13 protein-coding genes and 2 pseudogenes are annotated in these 22,697 nt (G+C 71.7%); 10 read left to right on the top strand and 5 right to left on the bottom strand.

What is annotated here, in order from left to right; genetic code table 11:
- A pseudogene (locus ACIQM0_RS31255) lies at positions 1-345 on the bottom strand (xylose isomerase); the annotation flags it as partial.
- A gap of 250 nt (positions 346-595) precedes the next feature.
- Here ACIQM0_RS31255 and xylB point away from each other — a divergent pair.
- The 4 genes from xylB (at position 596) to ACIQM0_RS31235 (ending at position 7,529) form a co-directional block, all read left to right on the top strand.
- On the top strand, positions 596-2,095 hold the full coding sequence (xylB, locus tag ACIQM0_RS31250; RefSeq protein WP_401293078.1) for a xylulokinase: 1,500 nt from the start codon (positions 596-598) through the stop codon (positions 2,093-2,095).
- 96 nt (positions 2,096-2,191) lie between these two features.
- On the top strand, positions 2,192-3,466 hold the full coding sequence (locus ACIQM0_RS31245; RefSeq protein WP_363024989.1) for a VWA domain-containing protein: 1,275 nt from the start codon (positions 2,192-2,194) through the stop codon (positions 3,464-3,466).
- On the top strand, positions 3,463-4,293 hold the full coding sequence (locus ACIQM0_RS31240; RefSeq protein WP_401293074.1) for a hypothetical protein: 831 nt from the start codon (positions 3,463-3,465) through the stop codon (positions 4,291-4,293). The genes ACIQM0_RS31245 and ACIQM0_RS31240 overlap by 4 nt, the downstream gene beginning before the upstream one ends.
- Positions 4,294-4,628: 335 nt before the next feature.
- Positions 4,629-7,529 (top strand): glycoside hydrolase family 2 TIM barrel-domain containing protein, encoded by a 2,901-nt coding sequence (locus ACIQM0_RS31235; protein WP_401293095.1) that lies wholly within the window; start codon positions 4,629-4,631, stop codon positions 7,527-7,529.
- A gap of 294 nt (positions 7,530-7,823) precedes the next feature.
- On the opposite strand, the gene ACIQM0_RS31230 is transcribed toward ACIQM0_RS31235, so the two are convergent.
- Positions 7,824-9,011, bottom strand: coding sequence for a GDSL-type esterase/lipase family protein (locus ACIQM0_RS31230; protein ID WP_401293071.1), 1,188 nt, complete (start codon positions 9,009-9,011; stop codon positions 7,824-7,826).
- 82 nt (positions 9,012-9,093) lie between these two features.
- The gene (locus ACIQM0_RS31225) at positions 9,094-9,663 is read right to left on the bottom strand and encodes a TetR/AcrR family transcriptional regulator (RefSeq protein WP_401293093.1); all 570 of its coding nucleotides are present in this window, start codon (positions 9,661-9,663) and stop codon (positions 9,094-9,096) included.
- 269 nt (positions 9,664-9,932) lie between these two features.
- Here ACIQM0_RS31225 and ACIQM0_RS31220 point away from each other — a divergent pair, with 269 nt between their 5' ends.
- Positions 9,933-11,300, top strand: coding sequence for a cytochrome P450 (locus ACIQM0_RS31220; RefSeq protein ID WP_401293068.1), 1,368 nt, complete (start codon positions 9,933-9,935; stop codon positions 11,298-11,300).
- Positions 11,301-11,477: 177 nt separating this feature from the next.
- Positions 11,478-12,002 carry a DUF4232 domain-containing protein gene (locus tag ACIQM0_RS31215; protein ID WP_401293065.1) on the top strand — a complete coding sequence of 175 codons (525 nt, stop codon included), beginning with the start codon at positions 11,478-11,480 and terminating at the stop codon, positions 12,000-12,002.
- A gap of 48 nt (positions 12,003-12,050) precedes the next feature.
- On the opposite strand, the gene yicI is transcribed toward ACIQM0_RS31215, so the two are convergent.
- Entirely contained in the window at positions 12,051-14,330 is a 2,280-nt protein-coding gene (gene yicI / locus ACIQM0_RS31210) for an alpha-xylosidase (RefSeq protein ID WP_401293063.1), read from the bottom strand.
- Positions 14,331-14,391: 61 nt separating this feature from the next.
- Positions 14,392-17,265 (bottom strand): glycoside hydrolase family 3 C-terminal domain-containing protein, encoded by a 2,874-nt coding sequence (locus ACIQM0_RS31205; protein ID WP_401293060.1) that lies wholly within the window; start codon positions 17,263-17,265, stop codon positions 14,392-14,394.
- A 520-nt stretch (positions 17,266-17,785) separates the two neighbouring features.
- Between ACIQM0_RS31205 and ACIQM0_RS31200 the strand changes: the two genes are divergently transcribed.
- The 4 genes and pseudogenes from ACIQM0_RS31200 to ACIQM0_RS31185 all read left to right on the top strand — a co-directional run bounded on the left by ACIQM0_RS31200 (position 17,786) and on the right by ACIQM0_RS31185 (position 22,693).
- Positions 17,786-19,393: an extracellular solute-binding protein gene (locus ACIQM0_RS31200; protein ID WP_401293090.1), complete on the top strand. Its 1,608-nt coding sequence runs from the start codon at positions 17,786-17,788 to the stop codon at positions 19,391-19,393.
- A 100-nt stretch (positions 19,394-19,493) separates the two neighbouring features.
- The gene (locus ACIQM0_RS31195; RefSeq protein ID WP_401293057.1) at positions 19,494-20,660 is read left to right on the top strand and encodes an ABC transporter permease; all 1,167 of its coding nucleotides are present in this window, start codon (positions 19,494-19,496) and stop codon (positions 20,658-20,660) included.
- On the top strand, positions 20,657-21,628 hold the full coding sequence (locus tag ACIQM0_RS31190) for a carbohydrate ABC transporter permease (RefSeq protein ID WP_401293054.1): 972 nt from the start codon (positions 20,657-20,659) through the stop codon (positions 21,626-21,628). Before ACIQM0_RS31195 ends, ACIQM0_RS31190 begins: the two co-directional genes overlap by 4 nt.
- 56 nt (positions 21,629-21,684) lie before the next feature.
- Positions 21,685-22,693 (top strand): annotated as a pseudogene (locus tag ACIQM0_RS31185) (WD40/YVTN/BNR-like repeat-containing protein).
- The last annotated feature ends 4 nt before the right edge of the window (positions 22,694-22,697 follow it).

Here is a 22,697-nt window from a genome sequence, read left to right as displayed (position 1 = left end):
CCGGCGCACGTCACGGTCGTTGGACGTGAACCCGCCGTCCTTGAACACCGGGTGCGTGAACAGGTTCGTCGTCGCCATCGGCACCTTGAGACCGGCCGCGTCGAGCGACTGCCGGAACCGCTTCACGATGCCTTCGCGCTCGGAGTCCGTCGAGCCGAACGGGATCAGGTCGTCGTCGTGGAACGTCACACCGTAGGCACCGAGCTCCGCGAGCTTCTGGACGGAGTCCACCGGGTCGATCGCCGCACGGGTCGCGTCGCCGAACGGGTCGCGCCCCTGCCAGCCCACGGTCCACAGGCCGAAGGTGAACTTGTCCTGCGGGGTGGGGGTGAAGCGTTCAGTCATCGTCCATCCGCCTTCGGTGCCATGGGTCCGCAGCCGGCCGAGCGGCCGAACCTCAATTTGTTCACTGTCATGACTAATCATGCACGGACCACCCCGGCGACGTAACCCCCTCGTCGCCCACTCGTCGGAAATCCACTCCTCCCCCTGTTCGTCACGGGTTCGATCACCTAATTTGTTCCCCGTACGATCAAATACCCGCGGAGCGGGAACCGCAGCGCGGGATCCCTGAGGCCAGAGAATGAGGTCAGCCATGCCGCCGCATACCGTCGTCATCGGTGTGGACAGCTCCACCCAGTCCACCAAAGCGGCGTTCGTCGACATCACGACCGGGCGGCTGCTCGCCGTCGGCCGCGCCCCCCATGTCGTCACCGGCGAGGGCGGCGCCCGCGAGACGGACCCCGAGGTCTGGTGGCAGGCGCTGCGCGACGCGGTCGCCGCCGGACTGAAGGAGTCCGGCGTACCCGCCGCGGCCGTCGCCGGGATCGCCGTGGCGGGCCAGCAGCACGGCCTGGTCGTCCTGGACGCGGACGGCAGCCCGCTGCGCCCGGCACTCCTGTGGAACGACACCCGCTCCGCCCCGCAGGCCGCCGCCCTCACCGCCGCCCTGGGCGGGGCCGAGGCCTGGACCGCGCGCACCGGATCGGTGCCGGTGGCCGCGATGACGGCGTCGAAGTGGATGTGGCTGCGCGAGCACGAACCGGCCACCGCCGCGGCGGCCGCCGCCATCCGCCTCCCCCACGACTTCCTCACCGAACGGCTGTCCGGCCGCGCCGTCACCGACCCCGGCGACGCGTCCGGCACTTGCTGGTACTCCACCGCGACCGGCGCCTACGACCCCGAGGTGCTCGAACTCCTCTCCATCGAGCCCGCGTTGCTGCCCGACGTGGCTCCGAGCGGGGCGACCCGCGTCGGCTCGCTGACCGCCGCGGCGGCCGAGGCGCTCGGCCTGCCGGCCGGTATCGCCGTCGCGGCGGGCACCGGTGACAACATGAGCGCCGCCGTCGGTCTCGGGCTCGGCGGCGCCGGACTCCTGGACCACCCGGTGCTCAGCCTCGGCACCTCGGGCACGGTCTTCGCCGCCTCCCGGACCAGGCCCGCCTCGCCCGCCCTCTCCGGCTTCGCGGCGGCCGACGGTACGTATCTCCCGCTGGCCTGCACCCTCAACTGCACGCTCGCCGTGGACAAGGTCGCCGCACTCCTCGGCCTGGACCGCGGCGACGCCGCACCCGGCGGGGAGGCCGTGGTCCTGCCCTACCTGGACGGCGAACGCACCCCCGACCTGCCCACCGCCGCCGGCCTCCTCACCGGACTGCGGCACGACACCACGCCCCAGCAGCTCCTGGGCGCCGCGTACGAGGGCGCCGTCTACACCGTGCTGCGCGCGCTCGACGAACTGCTCCGGGCGTGCGGGCTCGACCCGGCCGACCCCGAGGTGGCGGCCCGGCCGCTGCTGCTGATCGGCGGCGGCGCCCAGGGGCACCAGTGGGTGGAGACCGTACGGCGCCTGTCCGGAAGGCCGGTGACCGTGCCGGCGAACGGGGAACTCGTCGCCATGGGCGCGGCGGCCCTCGCGGCGTCGGCCGCCACGGGTACGGATCCGGTCGCGCTCGCCACCGGCTGGCACAGCGGCGAGGACCGGCAACTGGACGCGGTGGAACGGGACCTGACCACCTGGGAGCGGATCGGCTCGGTACTGGACCGGGCGGCGGGACCCCTGCTGGGCGCGGGACCGACCGGGGCGCGGGACTGACCCGCTGTCACATTCCGTCGCACGTCCGGTACAAGCGGGCGCGGCGGCCGGCGCACCGGTTTGAGGTAGGGAACTGATGTTCACTACTATCCGGCGATGATCATAAGAAGAAGGCTGACGGTCGGGGTGGGTATTCTGCTCGCCACCCTGACCGCCGGGCTCGGCTCGGCCCTCCCCGCCGCGGCCGATGAAACCCCCACCAAAGCGTCCCCCAAGGTCGAGCTGGTGCTCGATGTCAGCGGCTCCATGCGGACCCGCGACATCGACGGCCAGTCCCGGATGACCGCGGCGAAGCAGGCGTTCAACGAGGTCCTGGACGCGGTGCCCGAGCAGGTGCAGCTCGGCATCCGCACCCTCGGCGCCGACTACCCGGGCGATGACCGGAAGGTCGGCTGCAAGGACACCAAGCAGCTCTATCCGGTAGGCCCGCTCGACCGCACGGAGGCCAAGACCGCGGTCGCCACCCTGGCCCCCACCGGCTGGACCCCGATCGGACCCGCTCTGCTGGGCGCCGCCGACGATCTGGAGGGCGGCGACTCCACCCGCCGGATCGTGCTGATCAGCGACGGCGAGGACACCTGTGGCCCGCTCGACCCCTGCGAAGTGGCCCGCGACATCGCCGCTCGCGGCATCCACCTGGTCATCGACACGCTCGGCCTGGTGCCGAACGAGAAGATCCGCAAGCAGCTGACCTGCATCGCGGAGGCCACCGGCGGCACCTACACCGCCGTCAAGCACACCGATGAACTCTCGGGCCGCGTCAAGCAGTTGGTCGACCGGGCCGCAGAGCCCGTCGTCACCCCCGTGGCGACGGAGGGCGCCGACAGCTGCACCGACGCCCCGAAGCTCAAGGCGGGCCTCTACACCGACCGCGAGAAGTTCGGCGAGCACCGCTGGTACCGGGTGGACGTGCTGCCCGGCCAGGAGCTGCGCGCCTCCGTGAGTGTCTTCGCGGACCGCGCCGTGAACAACGACTACGGGACGCTGCTGCGAGCGGTGACCGTGCACGGCCGGGAGATCGTCAGAGGTTCCGAGTCCGGCACCGGGCGCACCGACGCCATCTCGGCCGGGCTGCGCTACCCGAAGCCCGAGCAGGACACGGACGACGACGAGCCGGTCGCGGAGACCGTCTGCCTCCAGATCAGCAACTCCTTCTCGGCGCCCGCCTCGGTGAAGACCTCGCCCGGTATGCCGGTCGAGCTGACCGTCGACGTGGTGGACGGCCCCGACAACGCGGCCGATGTCGCCGCGTTCGGCCTGGGCCGCGGCTGGTGGCTGCTCGGCGTGCTCGTCCTCACCGGACTGATCGCGGGCCTGCTGACCGGCTGGATCTCGCGCTGGCGCGTCGCCGTCTGGAGGACCAACCGATGATCCGTACGACACGTGTACTCGCGGGTGCGCTGCTGACCGGCCTCGCCCTGCTGACCGGGGCGGGAGCCGCCGTCGCGGACGACCCGTCGGCGAGTCCGAGCCCCAGCGCCTCCGGCGACGGCTCCGGCCCCACGGAGGCGGGCACCGCCTTCCGTACCGCCACCGCGATCCAGCAGGGCCAGACCGCCACCGCGGGCGGCTCCACGGGCGACTACCTGTACTGGGTGTTCCCGGCCGACGCGGGCCAGCGGGCCACCGTCAAGGCGAAGGTCACGCTGCCCGAGACCGCCACCCGGCACGGTGCCTCGACCTGGCAGGTCGACGTGTTCGACGGGCTGCGCCGCCGCCAGGCCTGCATGTACGGCAAGCAGACCGGCAAGGCCGCGGCCGACGCCTCGACCGTCGAGCTGACCTGTGTCCTGCGTACCGTCAGGGCCTGGTCCGAGCCGTGGGCCAACGACCCGCTGCCCGGCAGCTACTACATCCGCCTCACGGTCGTCGATCTGCCCTCTGCGGACCTCGGCCTGCCGGTGCGGACCGAGGTCGAGGTCACATCGGCCGACAAGGGCGGTGCCGGGGACGTCGACGGCACGCTCTCCAAGCCGCTGGTGCCCGGGGTCTCCTCGGTCGAGCAGGCCGCCGACGGCGCCTCGGCCGCCCCGGTCCCGCTCGCCGGTGAGCCCGAGGACGGCTGGGCCTCCGGCTGGTGGACCGACCGCTGGCTGTGGACCGTCGGCGGCGGGGTGCTGGGCGCGTTCGCGGCCGTCTTCGGCTACTCGCTGACCCGCGGCAACGGCCGCCCCTCCCGGGTCCCGCCGGGCGTCTGACGAAGGGCCGTCGGCCGGACCGGACACCCCGGCCGGGCCGACGGCACGCCGCTCGGCCCGGCCGACAGGCCGACCCACCCCCGTGTCACCCACGGAACCCGCCGGACCGTTCGGAAGTTTCGGCAGGTCAGAACCGTCCCACGGACGACGCCCGCGTCCTACGCTCGCCCGGAACACTGCTTCCTGCTGCCCGAGCGAAGGGACCCGCGGCTGTGACCACAAGCCGTTCCGCATCATCCGCCGAGCCCGAGACCGACTCGGAGCTCACGTCCGAGTCCGGGCGCGGCCGCGACTCCTTCGCCTATGTCGAGAGCCGGTCGCCCGGGACGGACCGGCTGGCGCCGCGCGCCGGCTTCTCGTCCGATGCCGCTGCTCTGGCCCTCGACGGCGACTGGCACTTCCGGCTCGGCGCCGCGCTCCACGACCTGACACCCGGCTTCGAGGACCCCTCGCACGACGTCACCGGCTGGGAGACCGTCTCCGTGCCGTCGTGCTGGCAGCTGGACGGCATCCCGGACGCACCCCGCCGGGGCTCTCCCGCGTACACCAACCAGATCTACCCCTTCCCGGTGGACCCGCCCCGGGTCCCGGACCCCAACCCCACCGCCGAGTACCGCGGGGAGTTCGCCCTGCCCGTGGAATGGCCGGCCGACGACGGGCGGAGCGTCCTGCGCTTCGAGGGCGTCGACTCGTGCTTCGCCGTCTGGCTCAACGGCAACCGGCTCGGTGACGGCAAGGGCAGCCGGCTGCCCACCGAGTTCGACGCGACCGCGGCACTCCGTCCCGGCCGCAACGTCCTCGCGGTGCGGGTGCACCAGTGGTCCGCCGGAAGCTACCTGGAGGACCAGGACATGTGGTGGGTCTCCGGGATCTTCCGCTCGGTGCGCCTCCTGCACCGCCCGGCCGACGGTGTCCGCGATCTGTTCGTGCACGCCGACTACGACCATCTGACGGGCGAGGGCATCCTGCGCGTCGACGCCGACCCGGCCGCGGCGGGCACGGGGGCCGCGGTCACGGTCCCGGAGCTGGGCCTCGACCTGCGGGCCGGGGAGAGCGTGCGCGTCGCCGTCGAGCCGTGGAGCGCCGAGACCCCGCGGCTGTACGACGCGACACTCAGCGCCGGGGCCGAACGCGTGCCGCTGCGCCTCGGTTTCCGCCGGGTCCGGGTCGAGGACGGCCTGCTGAAGGTCAACGGACGGCGCATCCTGCTGCGCGGCGTCAACCGTCACGAATGGCATCCGGAGACGGGCCGCACCCTGGACCGCGCGACCATGCTCCTCGACATCGAGCTGATGAAGCGGCACAACATCAACGCGGTCCGCACCAGCCACTACCCTCCGGATCAGGAATTCCTTTCCCTGTGCGATGAGCTGGGCCTCTGGGTGATCGACGAGTGCGATCTGGAGACCCATGGCTTCGAGCTCGTCGGCTGGCGCGACAACCCGAGCGCGGACCCGCGCTGGCGCGACGCGTACCTCGACCGGATGAGCCGCATGGTGGAGCGCGACAAGAACCACCCCGCCGTCATCATGTGGTCGCTCGGCAACGAGGCCGGCACCGGCGACAACCTCCGGGCGATGGCCGAGTGGACCCACGAACGCGACCCGGGCCGCCCGGTCCACTACGAGGGCGACTGGGACAGCGGTTACGTGGACGTCTACAGCCGGATGTACGCGGACCACGACGAGACCGACCGCATCGGCCGCTGCGTCGAGGAGCCGACGAAGGACCCGGCGCTCGACGCGCACCGGCGCGCCCTGCCGTTCATCCTGTGCGAGTACGCGCACGCGATGGGCAACGGTCCGGGCGGACTCGTCGAGTACCAGCGCCTCTTCGAGCAGCACCCGCGCTGCCAGGGCGGGTTCGTCTGGGAATGGATCGATCACGGCATCACGCAGCGGACCGAGGACGGGCGCGCCTTCTTCGCGTACGGGGGCGACTTCGGTGAGGTGGTCCACGACGGCAACTTCGTCGCCGACGGTCTCGTCCTCCCGGACCGGACGCCGTCCCCCGGGCTCGTGGAGTACAAGAAGGTCGTCGAACCGGTGACGGTCTCGGTGGACCGGGCCGCGTGCACGGTCGGGGTCCGCAACGGGCAGGACTTCGCGGACACGAGGCACCTGCGCTGGCTGTGGCTGGTGGAGGAGGCCGGCGAGCTCGTCGCGGAGGGCGAGTTGGCGGTGCCGCCGGTGCCGGCCGGCGAGTCCGTCTTCGCCCCCTGGCCGCCGGAGCTGCGCACGGCCGCACTGCCGGCGGGGACCGGCGAGCGATGGCTGACCGTGCGGGCCGTCCTCGCCGAGGATCTGCCCTGGGCCCCGGCCGGCCACGAAGTTGCTTGGTGCCAGGAACAGTTGGACGTCTCCGAGGTGAGGTCCGCGCACCGTCCCACCGGTTTCGCACCGGCCTCGGCGGGCGGCGGCTCGATCACGCTGGGGCCCGGAACCTTCGATCCGGACACCGGACGGCTGGTCCGGCTCGGCGCACACGACATGGCAGGGCCCCGGCTCGATCTGTGGCGGGCGCCCACCGACAACGACCTGCGCGGCTGGGGCGGTTCGGTCGCCGAGCGCTGGCGCGGAGCGGGACTGGACCGGCTGGAGCACAAAGTGCTCGGCGTGGCGCCCTGGGACGACGGGCTCACCGTCCGCACCCGCGTCTCGGCGGCCGGCACGGACGCGGCGATGGAAGCCGACTACCACTACCGCGTGCCGGCCGACGCGCCCGGACAGCTCTGGCTGACCCTGGAAGTGCAGCCGGTGGCCGACTGGCCTTTCCCCCTGCCCCGGCTGGGGGTGCGGGCGGCGCTGCCCGCCGCCTTCGACACCGTCACGTGGTTCGGCGCCGGGCCGGGTGAGGCGTACCCGGACACCCGTGCGGCGGCCCGCGTGGGCCGCTTCGCGTCGTCCGTCGCGGCGTGGCAGACCCCGTACCTCTTCCCGCAGGAGAACGGCCACCGCGCGGACGTACGGTGGGCCGAGCTGACCGGTGCGGGTGGCGGACTGCGCCTTCTGGGCGCCCCGCACTTCGGCCTCACGGCCCGCCCGTGGACGAGCGAGGACCTCGACGCGGCCCGTCACCCCACCGATCTCGCGCCGCGCGGAGCGCTGTACGTCAATGTCGACCTGGCGCAGCACGGCGTCGGCAGCGCGTCCTGCGGCCCCGGAGTGCTGCCCTCCCACCGCCTGCTGCCCGGCCCGTCGACCCTGACGGTGGGGTTCGAGGCGATGGGGGGCTGACGGAGCTCCGGCCGCTCACTTCGTTTACAGGGGTGTCCCGTAGCCCAGTTGACCGAAGCCGCCGTTGTTCGGCCCGTCGTCACCGCCCCCGCCCTCGGGCCTGCCCTTCTCGGCGAGGGCGGTTGCCGTCGAACGGCCGTACCTGGTCGCGTCGTTGGTGGCCCTCGACCGGCGTACGGCGCGGACGAGGCGGAGTTGCGGGCCCTGCCGGACGCGTTCGGTTCCCGGCCCCGCGGCCGCCCGCTATCCGGCCCGTTGCCGCTGCCCGGTCCTCGCGGTGCACTCCGCCTCCGGTCAGGAGGCGCGGTCGGCGGTGAACGGGCCGTCGGGCGCGAAGGCGAGCGCGGCGAAGCGGTCGCCCATGCGGCGGTGGGTGGCCGCGTCCGGGTGGAGCTGGTCCGGCAGCGGCAGTTCGGCGAAGTCCTGCTCGCCGTACAGGCTGCGCCCGTCGAGGTAGTACAGGTTCGGGTCGTCGGCCGACCGCTGCTCGACGAGGCTGCTGAGGGCCTCCCGGATGATGTTGAGCGTCAGCTTTCCGGCGGCCCGTTCCGCGGGGTCGCCCGCGGCCTTGAACTGGAGCCTTCCTTCGCCGAGGTTGCTGAAGTCCGGGGCACTGGGACCCGGGGTGTCCTCATGGATGGGGCACAGGACGGGCGAGACGACCAGCAGCGGCGCGGTGGGGTGCCCTTCGCGAATGGTGTCGAGGAAGCCGTGCACCGCCGGGGTGAAGGCCCGCAGCCGCATCAGGTCGGTGTTGACGAGGTTGATGCCGATCTTGACGCTGATCAGGTCCGCGGGGGTGTCGCGCATCGCACGGGCGGTGAACGGGTCGAGCAGGGCGCTGCCGCCCAGGCCCAGGTTGATCAGCTCCACCCCGCCGAGCGAGGCGGCGAGTGCGGGCCAGGTGGTGGTGGGGCTCGCCGCGTCGGAGCCGTGGCTGATCGAACTGCCGTGGTGCAGCCACACCTTGCGGCCCCGGTCGGGTGCGGGCCCGACGGGGGCGTCGGTACGCAGGGCGACGAGCTCGGTGGTCTCGTTGTACGGCAGCCAGATCTCGACGTCCTTGTCGCCTTCGGGCAGCCCGGCGAACCGGACGGTGCCGACCGGGCCGGGCCGGGTCTCCGCCGTCCCGGCGGTCATGTCGACCAGGAGGACGTTGCCGCCGGTCACGCTCTCCTGCCCCGCGAGGCGACCGTCGACGAGCAGGTCGTACACGCCGTCCGGACGGGGCGGCGCGCCCTGGTAGGCGGTCTTGGTGCGGAGCGCGTCCAGCTCGATCGCGGTGGCCCCGGTACGGAACACCAGCCGTACGCCGGAGGGCTGGGCCTCGGCCATGGCCAGCTGCCCGTCGGCGCACTGCGCGCGGGCGCGGGCGGGCAGCCGGTGCGGGCGCACCCCGTGCTCGGTGCGCTGCAGGTCCAGCGCCCCGCGCAGGAGGCCGGCGGTGATCGGCGTGGTGATCCAGTCGGTTTCAGTCTGCATGTCTCTACCTGTTGCTCAGAACGTCGAAGTGTTTCTCGGTCTCACCGACGGGTGGCCACCGCCGGCCGGTGCGGGGCTGCGGTCAGGGCGCGGGCCAGTTCCGCAGCAGGGCGTCGATGGCGTCCAGGGACCGTGACCAGCTCTCCTGCGAGCCGGGCGCGCTGTGGCTGAATCCGCCCTGCATCTCCAGGCTGACGTAGCCGTGGAAGAAGCCACCCAGCAGCCGGACGGCGTGTGTCTGGTCGGGCTCGGTCAGGTCGTAGCCACGCAGGATCGCGCGGGTCATCTGTGCGTGCCTGCTGCCCGCGCTGGCCGCAGCCGCCTCCGGGTCGAGCCTCAGCTGCGCCGCGGCGTAACGGCCGGGGTGTTCGCGGGCGTAGTCGCGGTAGACGTCCGCGAAAGCCCTGAGGGCGTCCTTGCCCGCCCGCCCGGCCAGTGCGGCGGCTCCCCTGTCGGCGAGCTCCTCAAGGGCGAGGAGAGCGATTCTCGTCTTGAGGTCGTGGGAGTTCTTCAGATGCGAGTAAAGGCTCGCGACCTTGACGTCGAACCTCCGGGCGAGCGCCGAGACGGTCACCTGGTCGAAGCCGACCTCGTCGGCCAGCTCCGCTCCGGCCTGGGCCAGACGTTCGGTGGTCAGCCCTGCGCGCACCATGGTGTTCCCTTCATTGGACATCACCCATTATGCAGATTCCTAATACCTCTAGGCAAATAGGCGAGTCGTTTCGAACACCCGCGTTTCCTGGCCCCTGTCCACCGGGGCCCCGCCCCGCCCGGCCCTCTCGTGCACCGCACCCGCCGCCGCTAACGTGGACAACTCACGTACTCCGCAAGACCGGTGACGGGACACGGCGTCAGCGGATCCGCCGGGGTCATGTCGCCGCGCGCCGACCGTGGTGCGTCACCAGGGAGCGGAGGCCTCTCATGCCGCCGGAGAACGGTCCGGCCGTCGGTGCCGAGCCGCGCGGCCACCGGATCGCGCCGGGTCCGAAGGGGCTGCCGTTCCTCGGGAACGTGCCGCAGTTCGCCAGGAACCCCCTCGCGTTCTTCGAGCGACTGCGCGGCCACGGCGACCTGGTCCAGTGGCGCTTCGGCCCCAACTCCTGCGTTTTCGTGGCCGATCCGGAGTGCATCGGCGAACTGCTCACCGAGACGGAGCGCTCCTTCGACCAGCCGGCGCTCGGTATCGCGTTCCGTACCGTGATGGGCAACGGCGTGGTGGTGGCGCGCGGGACCGAGTGGCGGCGCAAGCGGTCCCTGGTACAGCCCTCGGTGCGGCCGAAGCAGGTGCGGTCGTACGCGGCGACGATGGCGGGCAGCACGGTGGAGCTGGCGGACTCCTGGTCGGGCGGTGAACGCGTCGACATCAAGCGGGAGATGGCGGCGCTGACCCAGCGCATCGCTGTCCGCACGATCTTCGGCGTCGACACCCCGGCCGACGCCGAGGCGATGGGCCGGGCCATGGACGTGGCCCAGGCGGAGATCGGCAAGGAGTTCGCGGGCATCGGGGCCCTGCTGCCGGACTGGGTTCCGACGCCCGGACGGGCCAGGATCAGGAAGGCCGCCGCGGTCATCGACGCCGAGGTGGGGCGGGTCGTCGCCCGGCACCGCGACGGCGGGACCGAGCGCCCGGACCTCCTCAGCCGGCTGCTCACCGCCGTGGACGAGACGGGCGCGCACCTCACGGACGAGGAGATCCGCAACGAGACGGTCACGCTGTACATCGGCGGCCACGAGACGACGAGCGCGACGCTCGTGTGGGCCTGGTACCTGCTCTCCCGCAACGCCGGGGCGCGCGCCGCGCTGCACGAGGAACTGGACCGGGTCCTCGGCGGCCGGGAGCCGGAGTTCGACGACTACGCGCGGCTCACGTACACGCAGTCGGTGGTCAAGGAGACGCTGCGGCTGTACCCGACGATCTGGCTGGTCACCGGGGTCGCGAAGGCGGGCGCGCGGATCGGTGGCGTTCCGCTGCCGGAGGGCACCAGGGTGTGGAGCAGCCAGTGGGCCACGCACCGCGACGAGCGGTGGTTCCCGGAGCCGGAGGAGTTCCGCCCGGAGCGGTGGGACGCGGAGGCGGGCGACGCGATCGCGGAGTACGCGTGGTTCCCGTTCGGCGGTGGCCCGCGGGTCTGTCTGGGGACACGGTTCGCGATGGTCGAGGCGGTGCTGATCCTGGCGGTGCTCGCGCGCCGGTTCGAGCTGGAGGTGGATCCGGGCACGGTCCGCCCCGTGCCGACGCTGACGTTGCGGCCGGACCGCCAGGTGCTGGCCACGGTGCGGGCGCGATAAGCGGGTACGGCGAGCCGACCGGGCTGGCCGGCGGCCGGTCGACGACAGACATTGAACCGATATGTCCCATCTCTCGCCAGGAGCGGGGCATACCGTTCAGAATGTCCCTGTCGGCCGTACCGGCCGCCGGGCCCTCCGGCCACGACCGCAAGCTGTCGATCCATGGGGAGAAACATCATGCGTCTGTCCTCCGCTCTCACCGCCGCCCTCACCGCGACGGCCGCCGTGGCCCTGGCGGCCACCGGCGCGTCCGCCGCCCCGGCCGGTACCGCGGCCCGTCCGGCCGTCTGCCAGGAGAAGGCCCTCGGGGTCTCCGCCTCGCCCGGCGGGCAGCGGAACGCGGCGCGGATCACCGTCACCAACCGGGGCGGCAGCACCTGCGTGGTGGACCGGATCCCGACCGTCACCTTCCGGGGGCTGGACGGCTCGGCCGAGCCCGTGCCGCCGGCCACGAGTGGTTCCTATGTGCTGTCGCCGGGCGAGCGCGGGTACGCCGCCGTGCGCACGGCGGCGCCGGGTACCACCGAGGGGCATGTCGTCCGCACCCTGTCCGTGGCGGCGGACCCCTCGCACTCCGGCGTCACGTTCGGCGCCGCGACGGTGGGCATGGACCGCGGAATCCGGGTGTGGGAGCCGGTCACCACCCTGTGGCACACCTCCCGCGCCGCGGCCGACCGGGCCCTGGCCGACGCGACACGCTGAGCGCGGGGCGCGGCGGGGGGCGCGCCGACCACCCCCGCCCCGCCCGTCTCAGGCGCCCCGCACCGTCACGGTGCCCGTCCCCTCCGCCGTCGCTCCCGTCTCCTCGGCGACCACGCGGAAGGGCCGGTCGGTGCCCTCCGCGGTGACGCTCAGGGCCTCCCCGTCGCGTACGACCCGGAACGTGGCGGCGGTCGTGCCCGTCAGGTCCGGCACCGTGACCAGGGTGTCGGCGGGGGCGGACGCCGGGCCGAAGGCCCGCAGGGTGAGCCCGTCCAGCCAGTCGGCGTCCGGGCGCCGGTCGTCGGCGCCCCAGGGGAGCACCGCGCCGGGCCGCACCAGGATCGGCAGGCTGTCGAAGCCATGGGTCTCGTGGCGCCAGACCGGTCCGGTGACGGTCTCGCCGGTCAGCAGAGACGTCCAGGTGCCCTCGGGGACGTAGTACTCGACCTGTCCGTCCTCCGTGAAGACCGGTGCGACCAGCAGATCCGGTCCGAGCATGTACTGGCGGTCCAGCATCCGGGTCGTCGGGTCGCCCGGGAACTCCAGCAGCATCGGGCGCATCATCGGGACGCCCGTCCGGTGGGCGGTGGCGGCGGCCCCGTACAGGTACGGCATCAGCCGGTGCTTGAGCAGCGTGAACTTCCGGGTGACGTCCACCGCCTCCTCGCCGAACGCCCACGGCACCCGGTACGACACGTTGCCGTGCAGCCTGCTGTGGGAGGACATCAGGCCGAAGGCGAGCCAGCGTTTGAAGACGGCAGGGTCGGGCGTGCCCTCGAAGCCGCCGATGTCGTGGCTCCAGAAGCCGAAGCCGGACAGGCTCAGCGAGAGGCCGCCGCGCAGCGACTCGGCCATCGCGGTGAAGGAGGCGAAGCAGTCACCGCCCCAGTGCACCGGAAACTGCTGGCCGCCGGCCGTCGCCGAGCGGGCGAAGAGCACCGCCTCGCCGTGTCCGCGCTCCTTCTCCAGGAGTTCGAAGACCGTGCGGTTGTAGATCTGCGCGTAGTAGTTGTGCATCCGCTCCGGGTCCGAGCCGTCGTGCCACACCACGTCGGTGGGGACGCGCTCGCCGAAGTCCGTCTTGAAGCAGTCGACGCCCTGGTCGAGCAGGACCCGGAGCTTGCTGGTGTACCACTCGCGTGCGGCCGGGTCGGTGAAGTCGACCAGGGCCATGCCGGGCTGCCACAGGTCCCACTGCCAGACGTCGCCGTTCGGCCTGCGCACCAGGTACCCGTGCTCCGCCGCCTCCGCGAACAGTGCGGACTTCTGGGCGATGTACGGGTTGATCCACATGCTGATCCGCAGGCCGCGCTCCTTGAGCCGGGCCAGCATGCCTTCGGGATCGGGGAAGACGTCCGGGTCCCAGAGGAAGTCCGACCACTGGTACTCGCGCATCCAGAAGCAGTCGAAGTGGAAGACGGAGAGCGGGATTTCGCGTTCCGCCATGCCGTCGACGAACGAGGTGACGGTCTCCTCGTCGTAGGAGGTGCAGAACGACGTGGTCAGCCAGAGGCCGAACGACCAGGCGGGCGGCAGGGCGGGGCGGCCGGTGAGGGCGGTGTAGCGGGCCAGCACCTCCTTGGGGGTCGGCCCGGCGACGACGTAGTACTCCAGCGACTGGTCCTCGACGCTGAACTGCACCTGCCCGACCGACTCCGAGCCGATCTCGAAGGAGACCCTGCCGGGGTGGTTGACGAAGACGCCGTAGCCGCGGGACGAGAGGTAGAACGGGATGTTCTTGTAGGCCAGTTCGCTGCTCGTACCGCCGTCGGCCTGCCAGATGTCGACGCTCTGGCCGTTCTTCACGTACGGGGTGAAGCGCTCGCCGAGGCCGTAGACGTTCTCACCGATGTCCAGGGCGAGTTGGGCGATCATGTGGTGGGTGCCGTCCGGGGCGGTGGCGAAGGCGGTGCCCTTGGTGTCGACGCCGGTGAGTCGGCGTCCTTCGGCGTCGAGGAAGGTGAGGCCCCACGGCCCGTCGCCGTCCATGCGCAGGGTGAGCGGTCCGCTGGTCAGCTCGGTGACGGCGCTGTCCTTCCGGGTCCGGGCCCCGGCGGCCGCCGGGTCCAGGCCGGGGAGCGCGAAGTCGGGTCCGCGGTTGACCGCCCCGGCGTGGTGGGTGGCACGCACGCCGATGATCCCCTCGGCCGGGGAGAAGCATTCGACGGTGATCAGCGGGGTGTTGAGGGTGTCGCCGCGTTCGGCGACGTGCTTGACCGCCGCGTAGGCGGTGAACCGGTCGGCGCTGACGCGCAGATCGCGGATCTCGGTCGCGTAGCAGGCGCGTACGCCCTCACGCATGAGCCAGAAGCCGTCGGTGAACTTCATGAGGACTCCTTGCCGGGGGCAACTGGGCCGTGCGGTATAGAGGTTCGCGGGGTGGCCCGGTTCACTCGGTGTCACCGGTGAAGGTGATCCGGGCGAGGCGTACGGCACCGTCCAGGGTGACACGCAGATCGTGGACGCCGGAGGCGGTGAGGGCGGCCCGCTGGGTGCGGTAGTCGTAGGGACCGCCGGTGGGGGCCACCGGAACGGTGACCGCGGTGCCGTCGATGGTGATGCGGACGGCCCCCTCCCCCGACGCCGACACCGCGACCTCTCGCACACCTGCCCCGAAGTCGCAGCTTCGGTAGAGGAGTTCGTTGCGCTCGGCGACGGCGGTCACGGCGTCGCCGTCCGTCTTCGCCCGGTCGGTGATCTCGGTGGCCAGCTGCTCGTCGTAGTCGGCGGCCTCCAGACCGCGCGCCAGGACCGGCCGGGGGGCGGCCGGTTCGCCCTCCACGGTGACGGCGGCGACCATCCGGATGTCCGCACTGGAGGCACCGGCCTGGATCTCGTACCCGCCCGGCTCGACGGTCCAGCGGCCGTGTGCCACGTCCCAGTGGCCCAGCTCGGCGACGGGGACCGTGAAGTCGACGCGGCGCCCGGCGCCGGGTGCCAGGTGCAGCCTGCGGTGGGCGGCCAGCTGGCGCAGCGGCCGCACGACGGACGGCGCGACGGCGCGTACGTACAGCTGGGCGACCTCGTCGGCGGCGACGGTGCCGGTGTTGGTGACGGTCAGCGACACCCGCAGGAGCTCGCCCTCGCGCTCGGCGGTCAGGGAGCTGTAGGAGAAGGCGCTGTACGAGAGGCCGTGGCCGAACGGGTAGAGCGGCGTGCCCTTGTAGTAGAGGTAGGTCTGGCGGGAGCCGATGATGTCGTAGTCCAGCAGGCCGGACAGTTCCGCGTCGGAGGCGTACCAGGTCTGCGGCAGCCGGCCGGCCGGGGAGACGTCGCCCGCCAGGACGCGGGCGAGCGCGGTTCCGGCGGCCTGCCCGCCGTGCGCGGTCCACAGGAGCGCGGGGAGCGTGGCCGCCGCGTCGGTGAGGGCGTACGGGTAGGCGGAGGTGACGGCGAGAACGGTGCGCGGGTTGGCGGCGTGGGCGGCGCGCCAGAGGCGTTCCTGCTGGGCGGGCAGGTCGAGGGTGGTGCGGTCCTCGGTCTCGCGCCCGTTGATGTGGGGGTCGTTGCCGGCCACGACGATCACGGTGTCGGCCGCCGCGGCGGCGCGGGCCACGGCGTCCTCGCCGCGTTCGGTCACCTCGATCCCGAAGACCGTTGCGACGGGGTCCGCGGGTCCGGGAACTTCTTCGCCGCGGGCGGCAACCTTTACGCCGTCGGCGGCAACAGAGACATACCTACCCGTTCCGATGTGCAGAAGGCGGTGCCCGCCCGCATGGCCCTCCACCGCCTCCAGGCGGAACGTCTCCTGGACGATCCAGCCGCCGGGCTCGTCCGCGGAGGCGCGTACGAAGCCGTCCTCGGCCACCGACAGATAACGGCCGTCCGACTCCCGCAGGGTGATCACGTCGTTGCCCCAGTCCATGAGCGCCAGCTCGGTCGGGGTGTCGCCGCAGGCCAGCGGGGGCAGGTCGGTGCGGCCCGCGAGGAGCGCCGGGTCGAGCGCGCCCTCCGCGCCGCGCACCGGTTCCTGGCCGGTATCCGCGGCAGGCACCTGGAGCCAGCCGTCCGCGCACTTCAGCCGGACGAGGTCGGCGCCCTCGGCGAACACGATGTGCTCGGCGCCGAAGCGTTCCCGGAGCCCGTCGAGCGGGGTGGAGCGGTGGATCAGCGTGCCGCTGTACCAGTCGAGCTTGCAGGCGTCCGCGAGCAGCCCGACGACCGCGACGGTCTTCCCGGCGGCGGGGTCCAGCGGCAGCAGCCCGTCGTTCTTGAGCAGGACGACGGCCTGTTCCGCGGCCTCCTGGGCGAGCGCTCGGTGGCCGGCGGTGTCGAAGTCGGCGGCATCCGCGTACGGGTCGAGACCGGGGTCGAACTCGCCGAGGGAGAAGCGCAGTTCGAGCAGTCTGCGGACGGCGGTGTCGATGTCGTGCTCGTCGAGCAGTCCGCGTTCCAGGGCTCCTCGGATGCGGCCGGTCATGACGGCGGAGTCCTGGCCGTGGTCGGTGAAGCTGTCGACGCCGGCCCGCAGGGAGGCGGCCGTCGCCTCCTCGTGGGTGTCGAAGTAGTGCTCGGAGTCGACGAGGTTGGAGGGCGCGCCCGCGTCGGAGCAGACCACCAGCGACCGGTCGGTCCAGCCGCGCAACTGCTGGGACAGCAAAGGCGAGACGTGGTTGGGCCGGCCGTTGACCAGGTTGTACGCGGGCATGACCCCGGCCACCGCGCCCGCCCGGACGGCGCCGCGGAAGGCCTTGAGGTCGTACTCGTGCAGGACCCGGGGGCGGACCGAGGAGGAGGCGGTGTCGCGGTCGGTCTCGTTGTTGTGGGCGAGCCAGTGCTTGAGGACCGGGGCGGTCCGCCAGTAGTGCGGATGGTCGCCGCGCAGCCCCCGGGTGTACGCGACCGCGATGGCGGAGGTGAGGGCGGCGTCCTCGGAGTACCCCTCCTCGCCGCGCCCCCACAGCGGGTTGCGCAGCAGATTCACGGTCGGGGCCCAGACGTTGAGCCCGACCCGGTCGTCCTCGGCCCGCTTGGCCCGGACCTCGTTGCCGACCGCCTCGCCGACCCGTCGCACCAGTTCGTCGTTCCAGGTCGCCCCGAGCCCGACGGCCTGCGGGAAGACCGCCGCCGGTCCCATCCAGGCGACCCCGTGCAGGGCCTCCTGGCCGGTCCTGAAGGCACCGAGCCCGAGCCGGTCGACCGCCGGTGCGAACTGGTGCAGCATCGCGATCCGCTCGTCGAGCGTGAGCCGCTGGAGCAGATCGTCGATGCGCTTGGCGAAGGGCAGTCGCGGGTCGCGGAAGGGCTGCGGTTGTTCCGTCACGTGCGGGTCCCCTTGGAGAGGTGGGAGGTTTCCGGTGCCAGGACCTCGTGTGAGCCTCCGAAGAGTCTCAGAAGATCTCTCGAAGCGCTTCGATGCTCGATGGCCGACCCCGCCAGTGTCAAGACCTCTCCCTCGACCTCCACACACGACAGCTCCCGTTGAGCCAGGAAACGGTGAGGAAACAGGTCGGAGGAATCTGGAAACGGACTCTTGTGCGGCCGGGACCCTTCACTTAACCTCGCTGCAACATCGAAGCGCTTCGACAAGGCTTCGAAGGGGCGCCAGGCGCCCAGGACTTCCCGGGACGGCGACAGGTTCTGCCGCCTCCCTGTTGAACCGCTTCACCTGCGGCCGGTCACGCCGGCTCAGCCAGCAACGCTCCACCTCAGACACAGGAACCGAACGGCGGTCACCCGCCACGTGTCGTCCTGGTGCGCCTCGAAGGGTTGACGCAATGACGCCGAATTCCTCCCCCTCCTCCACGGCTCCGAGCCGGAGAAGCTTCCTCGCCACCGGCGCGGTGGCCGCTGTCGCCGTGGCCGGCGGGGTACCGCTGCTCGCCGCGTGCGGCGGTTCCGGCTCCGGTTCCGGCGCCAAGGAGGGCACGACAACGGGCAAGGCGCTCAAGAAGGTTGTGCCGGGGTACGCCCCGCTGAACCTGGTCGAGCCGGATGTCGCGAGCGTCAACGGTTCGAGCCCCGGCTTCACCAAACTGCCCGACCCGCTGGTCACTTCGGTGAAGTCGGTCCCGGGCAAGGGATCGGATTTCCGCGTCATGACCCCGCTGTGGGGCACCGTCCCGAAGAAGAACAACGCGTACTACACGGCGGTGAACAAGGCGGTCGGCGCCACGCTGAACTTCGACCCGCAGGACGGCAACACCTACCAGGACAAGATCGGCGCGGTGCTCGCCGGCTCGGACATCCCCGATGTCATGACGATCCCCGGCTGGAACATGCAGGGGCAGATCCGCAACGCGATCACCGCCAAGTTCGCCGACCTGAGCCCGTATCTGGCGGGCGACGCGGTCAAGAAGTACCCGAACCTGGCGAACATCCCGACGGGCGCCTGGCAGTACTCCGTCTTCGGCGGCAAGCTGCGCGGGCTGCCCATGCCGACACCGGTCATCGGCAACGCGATCTTCTACCGCAAGGACCTGATCGGCTCCGGCGCGGTCCCGGCGAGCGCGGACGACCTGCTGGCGTTCGGCAAGGAGTACACCGCCCCGAGAAAGAAGGTCTGGGCGTTCGACGACCTCTGGACCTGCGTCCAGAAGATCTACGGCCTGCTGCCCGACGCGCCGCACTACTGGCAGTTGGAGGACGGCAAGCTGGTCCACAAGATCGAGACGAAGGAGTACCGCGAGGCGCTCGCCTTCGCCCGCAAGCTCCATGACGGCGGATACGTCCATCCGGACGCCGAGGCCAACAAGGACGCCGACTCCAAGATCCGCTTCACCAGCGGACACGTGGTGATGTACAACGACGGCACCGGCGGCTGGAAGGGCATGGTCACCGAACAGGCCACCGCCAACGCCAAGTTCGACATGCAGGCGCTCGACTTCTTCAGCCACGACGGTGGAAGGCCCGTGCTGTGGCAGGACGACCCGGCGGGCATCTTCACCTTCCTCAGCAAGAAGCTCTCCAAGGCGCGGATCGAGGAGTTCCTCGCGATAGCCGACTACGCGGCGGCACCGTTCGGCACCAAGGAGTTCATGCTCACCAACTACGGCGTGGAGGGCACCCACTACACGCTCAAGGACGGTGCCCCGACGTACACCCCGCAGGGTGTCGAAGAGGCCCAGCCCTCCACCTTCCTGTTCCTCGCCTCGCCCCCGACCTCCATCGCCTACCCGGACCAGCCGCAGCTGGCGAAGGACTACGCGGCCTGGATGGCGCGCCAGGCCCCGAACGTCAAGAAGCCGCTGTTCTTCGGCATGCAGATCGTCGAACCGCAGCGGTACGCCTCCCTGTACACGCCCTTCGACGACCTGCAGAAGGACATCCGCCGCGGCCGCAAGAAGGTCAGCGACGTCGATGACGCGGTGAACACCTGGAAGAAGAGCGGCGGCGAGAAGCTGCGCGCCTGGTACCAGGACATTCTCGACAAGAACGGCTCCGGCAACTGACGCGTACGACGCGCACCAACCGTACGCAGGACAGCGAGAGGGCCGCCGGGCGCGGGAAGCCCGGCGGCCGGGGCGGAGAGCACGACATGGGGAGCACACGGTGAAGCCACGGGCCACGGTCTCGACCGACCCGGACAGCGCCGCCGACGGGGCCAGTGCCCCGGCCGGCGGCAGCGGGAGCGGCGACGGCACGGACGGAAGCGGCGGACGGACGGGCAGGTCCCGGGCGATCGGCGCCCGCCGGTCCCGTACGACGAAGAGCGGACCGACGAAGAGCAGACCGGCGAAGAGCGGACCGGCCAGGAACGGACCGGCGAAGGGCAGATCCGCGGGCTCCGGACCGCAGGCGGGCGGCATCACCTGGCGCCAGCGGCTGCGGCGCGACCGCACTCTGGTGCTGATGACGCTGCCGGCCATCGCCCTGCTGCTGATCTTCAACTACGTCCCGCTGCTCGGGAACATCGTGGCCTTCCAGGACTACGACGTCTACGACCTGGGAATCACCGGCAGCCCCTTCGTCGGCTTCGACAACTTCACCCGGATCTTCGAGGACTACCGCTTCTGGGAAGTCCTCATCAACACCCTGGTCATCTTCGTCACCCAGCTCGTCCTCTTCTTCCCCATCCCGATCGCGATCGCCCTGCTGCTCAACACGATCATGAGCGCCCGGGTCCGGGCCTGGGTCCAGGCGGTCGTCTACCTCCCGCACTTCTTCTCGTGGGTGCTGGTCGTCACCGTGTTCCAGCAGATGTTCGGCGGCGCCGGTCTGGTCGCCCAGTGGCTGCGCGACCACGGTCACGAGGGCTTCGACCTGATGACCAACCCGGGCTTCTTCAAGTTCCTGGTCTCCGCCCAGGCGGTGTGGAAGGACGCGGGCTGGGGCGTGATCGTCTTCCTCGCCGCGCTCGCCGCCGTCAACACCGACCTGTACGAGGCCGCGGCCGTGGACGGGGCGGGCCGCTGGCGCCGCATGTGGCACGTGACGCTGCCCGCGCTGCGCCCGGTCATCGCGCTGCTGCTCGTCCTGCGGGTGGGCAGTGCGCTCAACCTCGACTTCGAGCAGATCCTGCTCCAGCGCGACCAGGTCGGTGCCGGCGCATCGGAAATCCTCGACACCTACATCTGGTGGACGGGCATCAAGACCGGCGACTTCGGCTACGCGGCCGCCGCCGGGATCTTCAAGGGGCTGTTCAGCGTCGCCATGGTGCTGGGTGCCAACAAGGTCGCCCACATGCTGGGTGAGCAGGGGGTGTACTCCAAGAAATGACGACTCTCCTGGAACACGAGAAGGACCCGGCGCGGCCCGTGACCCACGTGGAGACCCCGCTCCAGCGGGCCCTGCGCATGGAACCCCGCCCGGTGTGGGAGGAGGAGCCCACCAAGGCGGGACTCGCCTTCAAGGGCGTCGGCCTCGTCGCGATCTGCGCGGTCGTGATCATCCCGATCTGGGTGGTGCTGGTCACCAGCCTCTCCGACACGAAGACGATCAACGAGGCGGGCGGTCTGGTCGTCTGGCCCAGACACATCACCTTCATCGCCTACAAGGAACTGCTCAGCGGGGGCGCGGTGACCCGCGCGGCCGCCGTGAGCGTGGGCCTCACCGTCGTCGGCACGGTGGTGAGCATGGTGGTCTCGGTCCTGTGCGCGTACGGGCTGAGCCGCCGCGACTCGTACGCCCACCGCCCGCTGCTGATGACCCTGATGGCGACGATGTTCTTCGGCGCCGGTCTCATCCCGACGTATCTGCTGGTCACGGGCATCGGGCTGAGCGACAGCTACTGGTCGATGATCCTGCCCAGCGCGATCAGCGTCTTCAACGTGCTGGTCCTGCGCGGCTTCTTCATGGACACCGCGCCCGAACTCATCGACGCGGCCCGGATCGACGGCGCCGGCGAGTGGCGCATCCTGCTCCAGATCATCATGCCGCTGTCGCGCGCGGTGATCGCCGTGATCTCGCTGTTCTACGCGGTCGGCTACTGGAGCCAGTGGTTCAACGCGATGCTCTACATCCAGGACAGCGACAAGTACCCGCTGCAGATGATTCTGCGTCAGCTGGTCCTCCAGCACCAGGTGCCCCCGGGCGCCATGGGCGCGGCGGTCAGCAGCGGGGCGATCAACAGCCTGGCCGTGCAGATGGCGGTCATGATCCTCGCGCTGATCCCGGTCGCGGTGCTGTCGCCGTTCGTCCAGAAGCACTTCCAGAAGGGCATGCTCACGGGCGCCGTGAAGGGCTGACCCCCGGCGCCGGCTCCTGTTCCCTCCTCCCCTCCCCCGTCCGGAAGGTGTTCGCCATGCGCGCTTCCTCCGCACCCGTACCCGGCCGCCGTGCAATGCTCGCCGGAGCGGCCGCCGCCGCGGCCGTCGTGACCCTGCCCGTCGCGGCGCCCGCCACCGCGGCCCCGGCCCACCGGCACGACGAGAAGCACGAGCCGCACCGCTGGCGGACCGCGGCGATCGGCGGCACCGGGTTCGTCACCGGTCTGCTGTTCCACCCGGCCGTGAAGGGGCTGGCGTACGCCCGTACCGACATCGGCGGCGCCTACCGGTGGGACGGGACGAAGGCCGGCTGGACCGCGCTCACCGACCACACCGGCTGGGACGACTGGAACCTGCTCGGCATCGAGTCCCTGGCCGTCGACCCGGCGCACCCGGACCGCCTCTACCTCGCCTGTGGCACGTACGCCCAGGACTGGGCGGGCACCGGCGCGGTGCTCCGGTCCGAGGACCGGGGCGCGACCTGGCGGCGGGCGGATCTGACGGTACGGCTCGGCGCCAACGAGGACGGGCGCGGGGCCGGCGAGCGGCTGCTGGTGAACCCCCGGGACAGCGGTCGGTTCGGGCGCCGCCGGAGCCTTCTCGGAGGATGGCGGCCGGAGCTGGCGGCCGTTCGCCGCGCAGCCGGAGATCGCGGGCTCGGCCCCCGGCCCGGTCGCGGTCTCGGCGGACGGGGCGACGCTGCTCCGGTCCTTCGTCTCGACGGACGGCGGCGTGACGTTCGCGCCCGTGCCCGGCTGCCAGGCCTCGCACGCGCTGGGCTTCGGCCGGGCCGCACCGGTGAGGGACCGGAAGCGGCCCGGCGCCGGCTACCCGGCCGTCTTCCAGAAGGGGCGGGTCTCCGCGACGTACGACGGCGTGGCGGTGCTGCGCTCGGACGACGCGGGCGCCAACTGGGTCCGGATCAACGACGACTCCCATCAGTGGGGCTGGACCGGCGAAGTGATCACCGGCGACCCCCGCATCCACGGCCGTGTCCACCTGGGCACCAACGGCCGTGGCATCCAGTACGCGGAACCCGAGTAAGGAA

Origin of the sequence: Streptomyces sp. NPDC091387 (assembly GCF_044756945.1) — a bacterium.
In the GTDB taxonomy this organism is placed as follows: domain Bacteria; phylum Actinomycetota; class Actinomycetes; order Streptomycetales; family Streptomycetaceae; genus Streptomyces.
The sequence above is the reverse complement of the archived record's forward strand: the minus strand, read 5'-3'. Positions and strand labels throughout refer to the sequence as shown.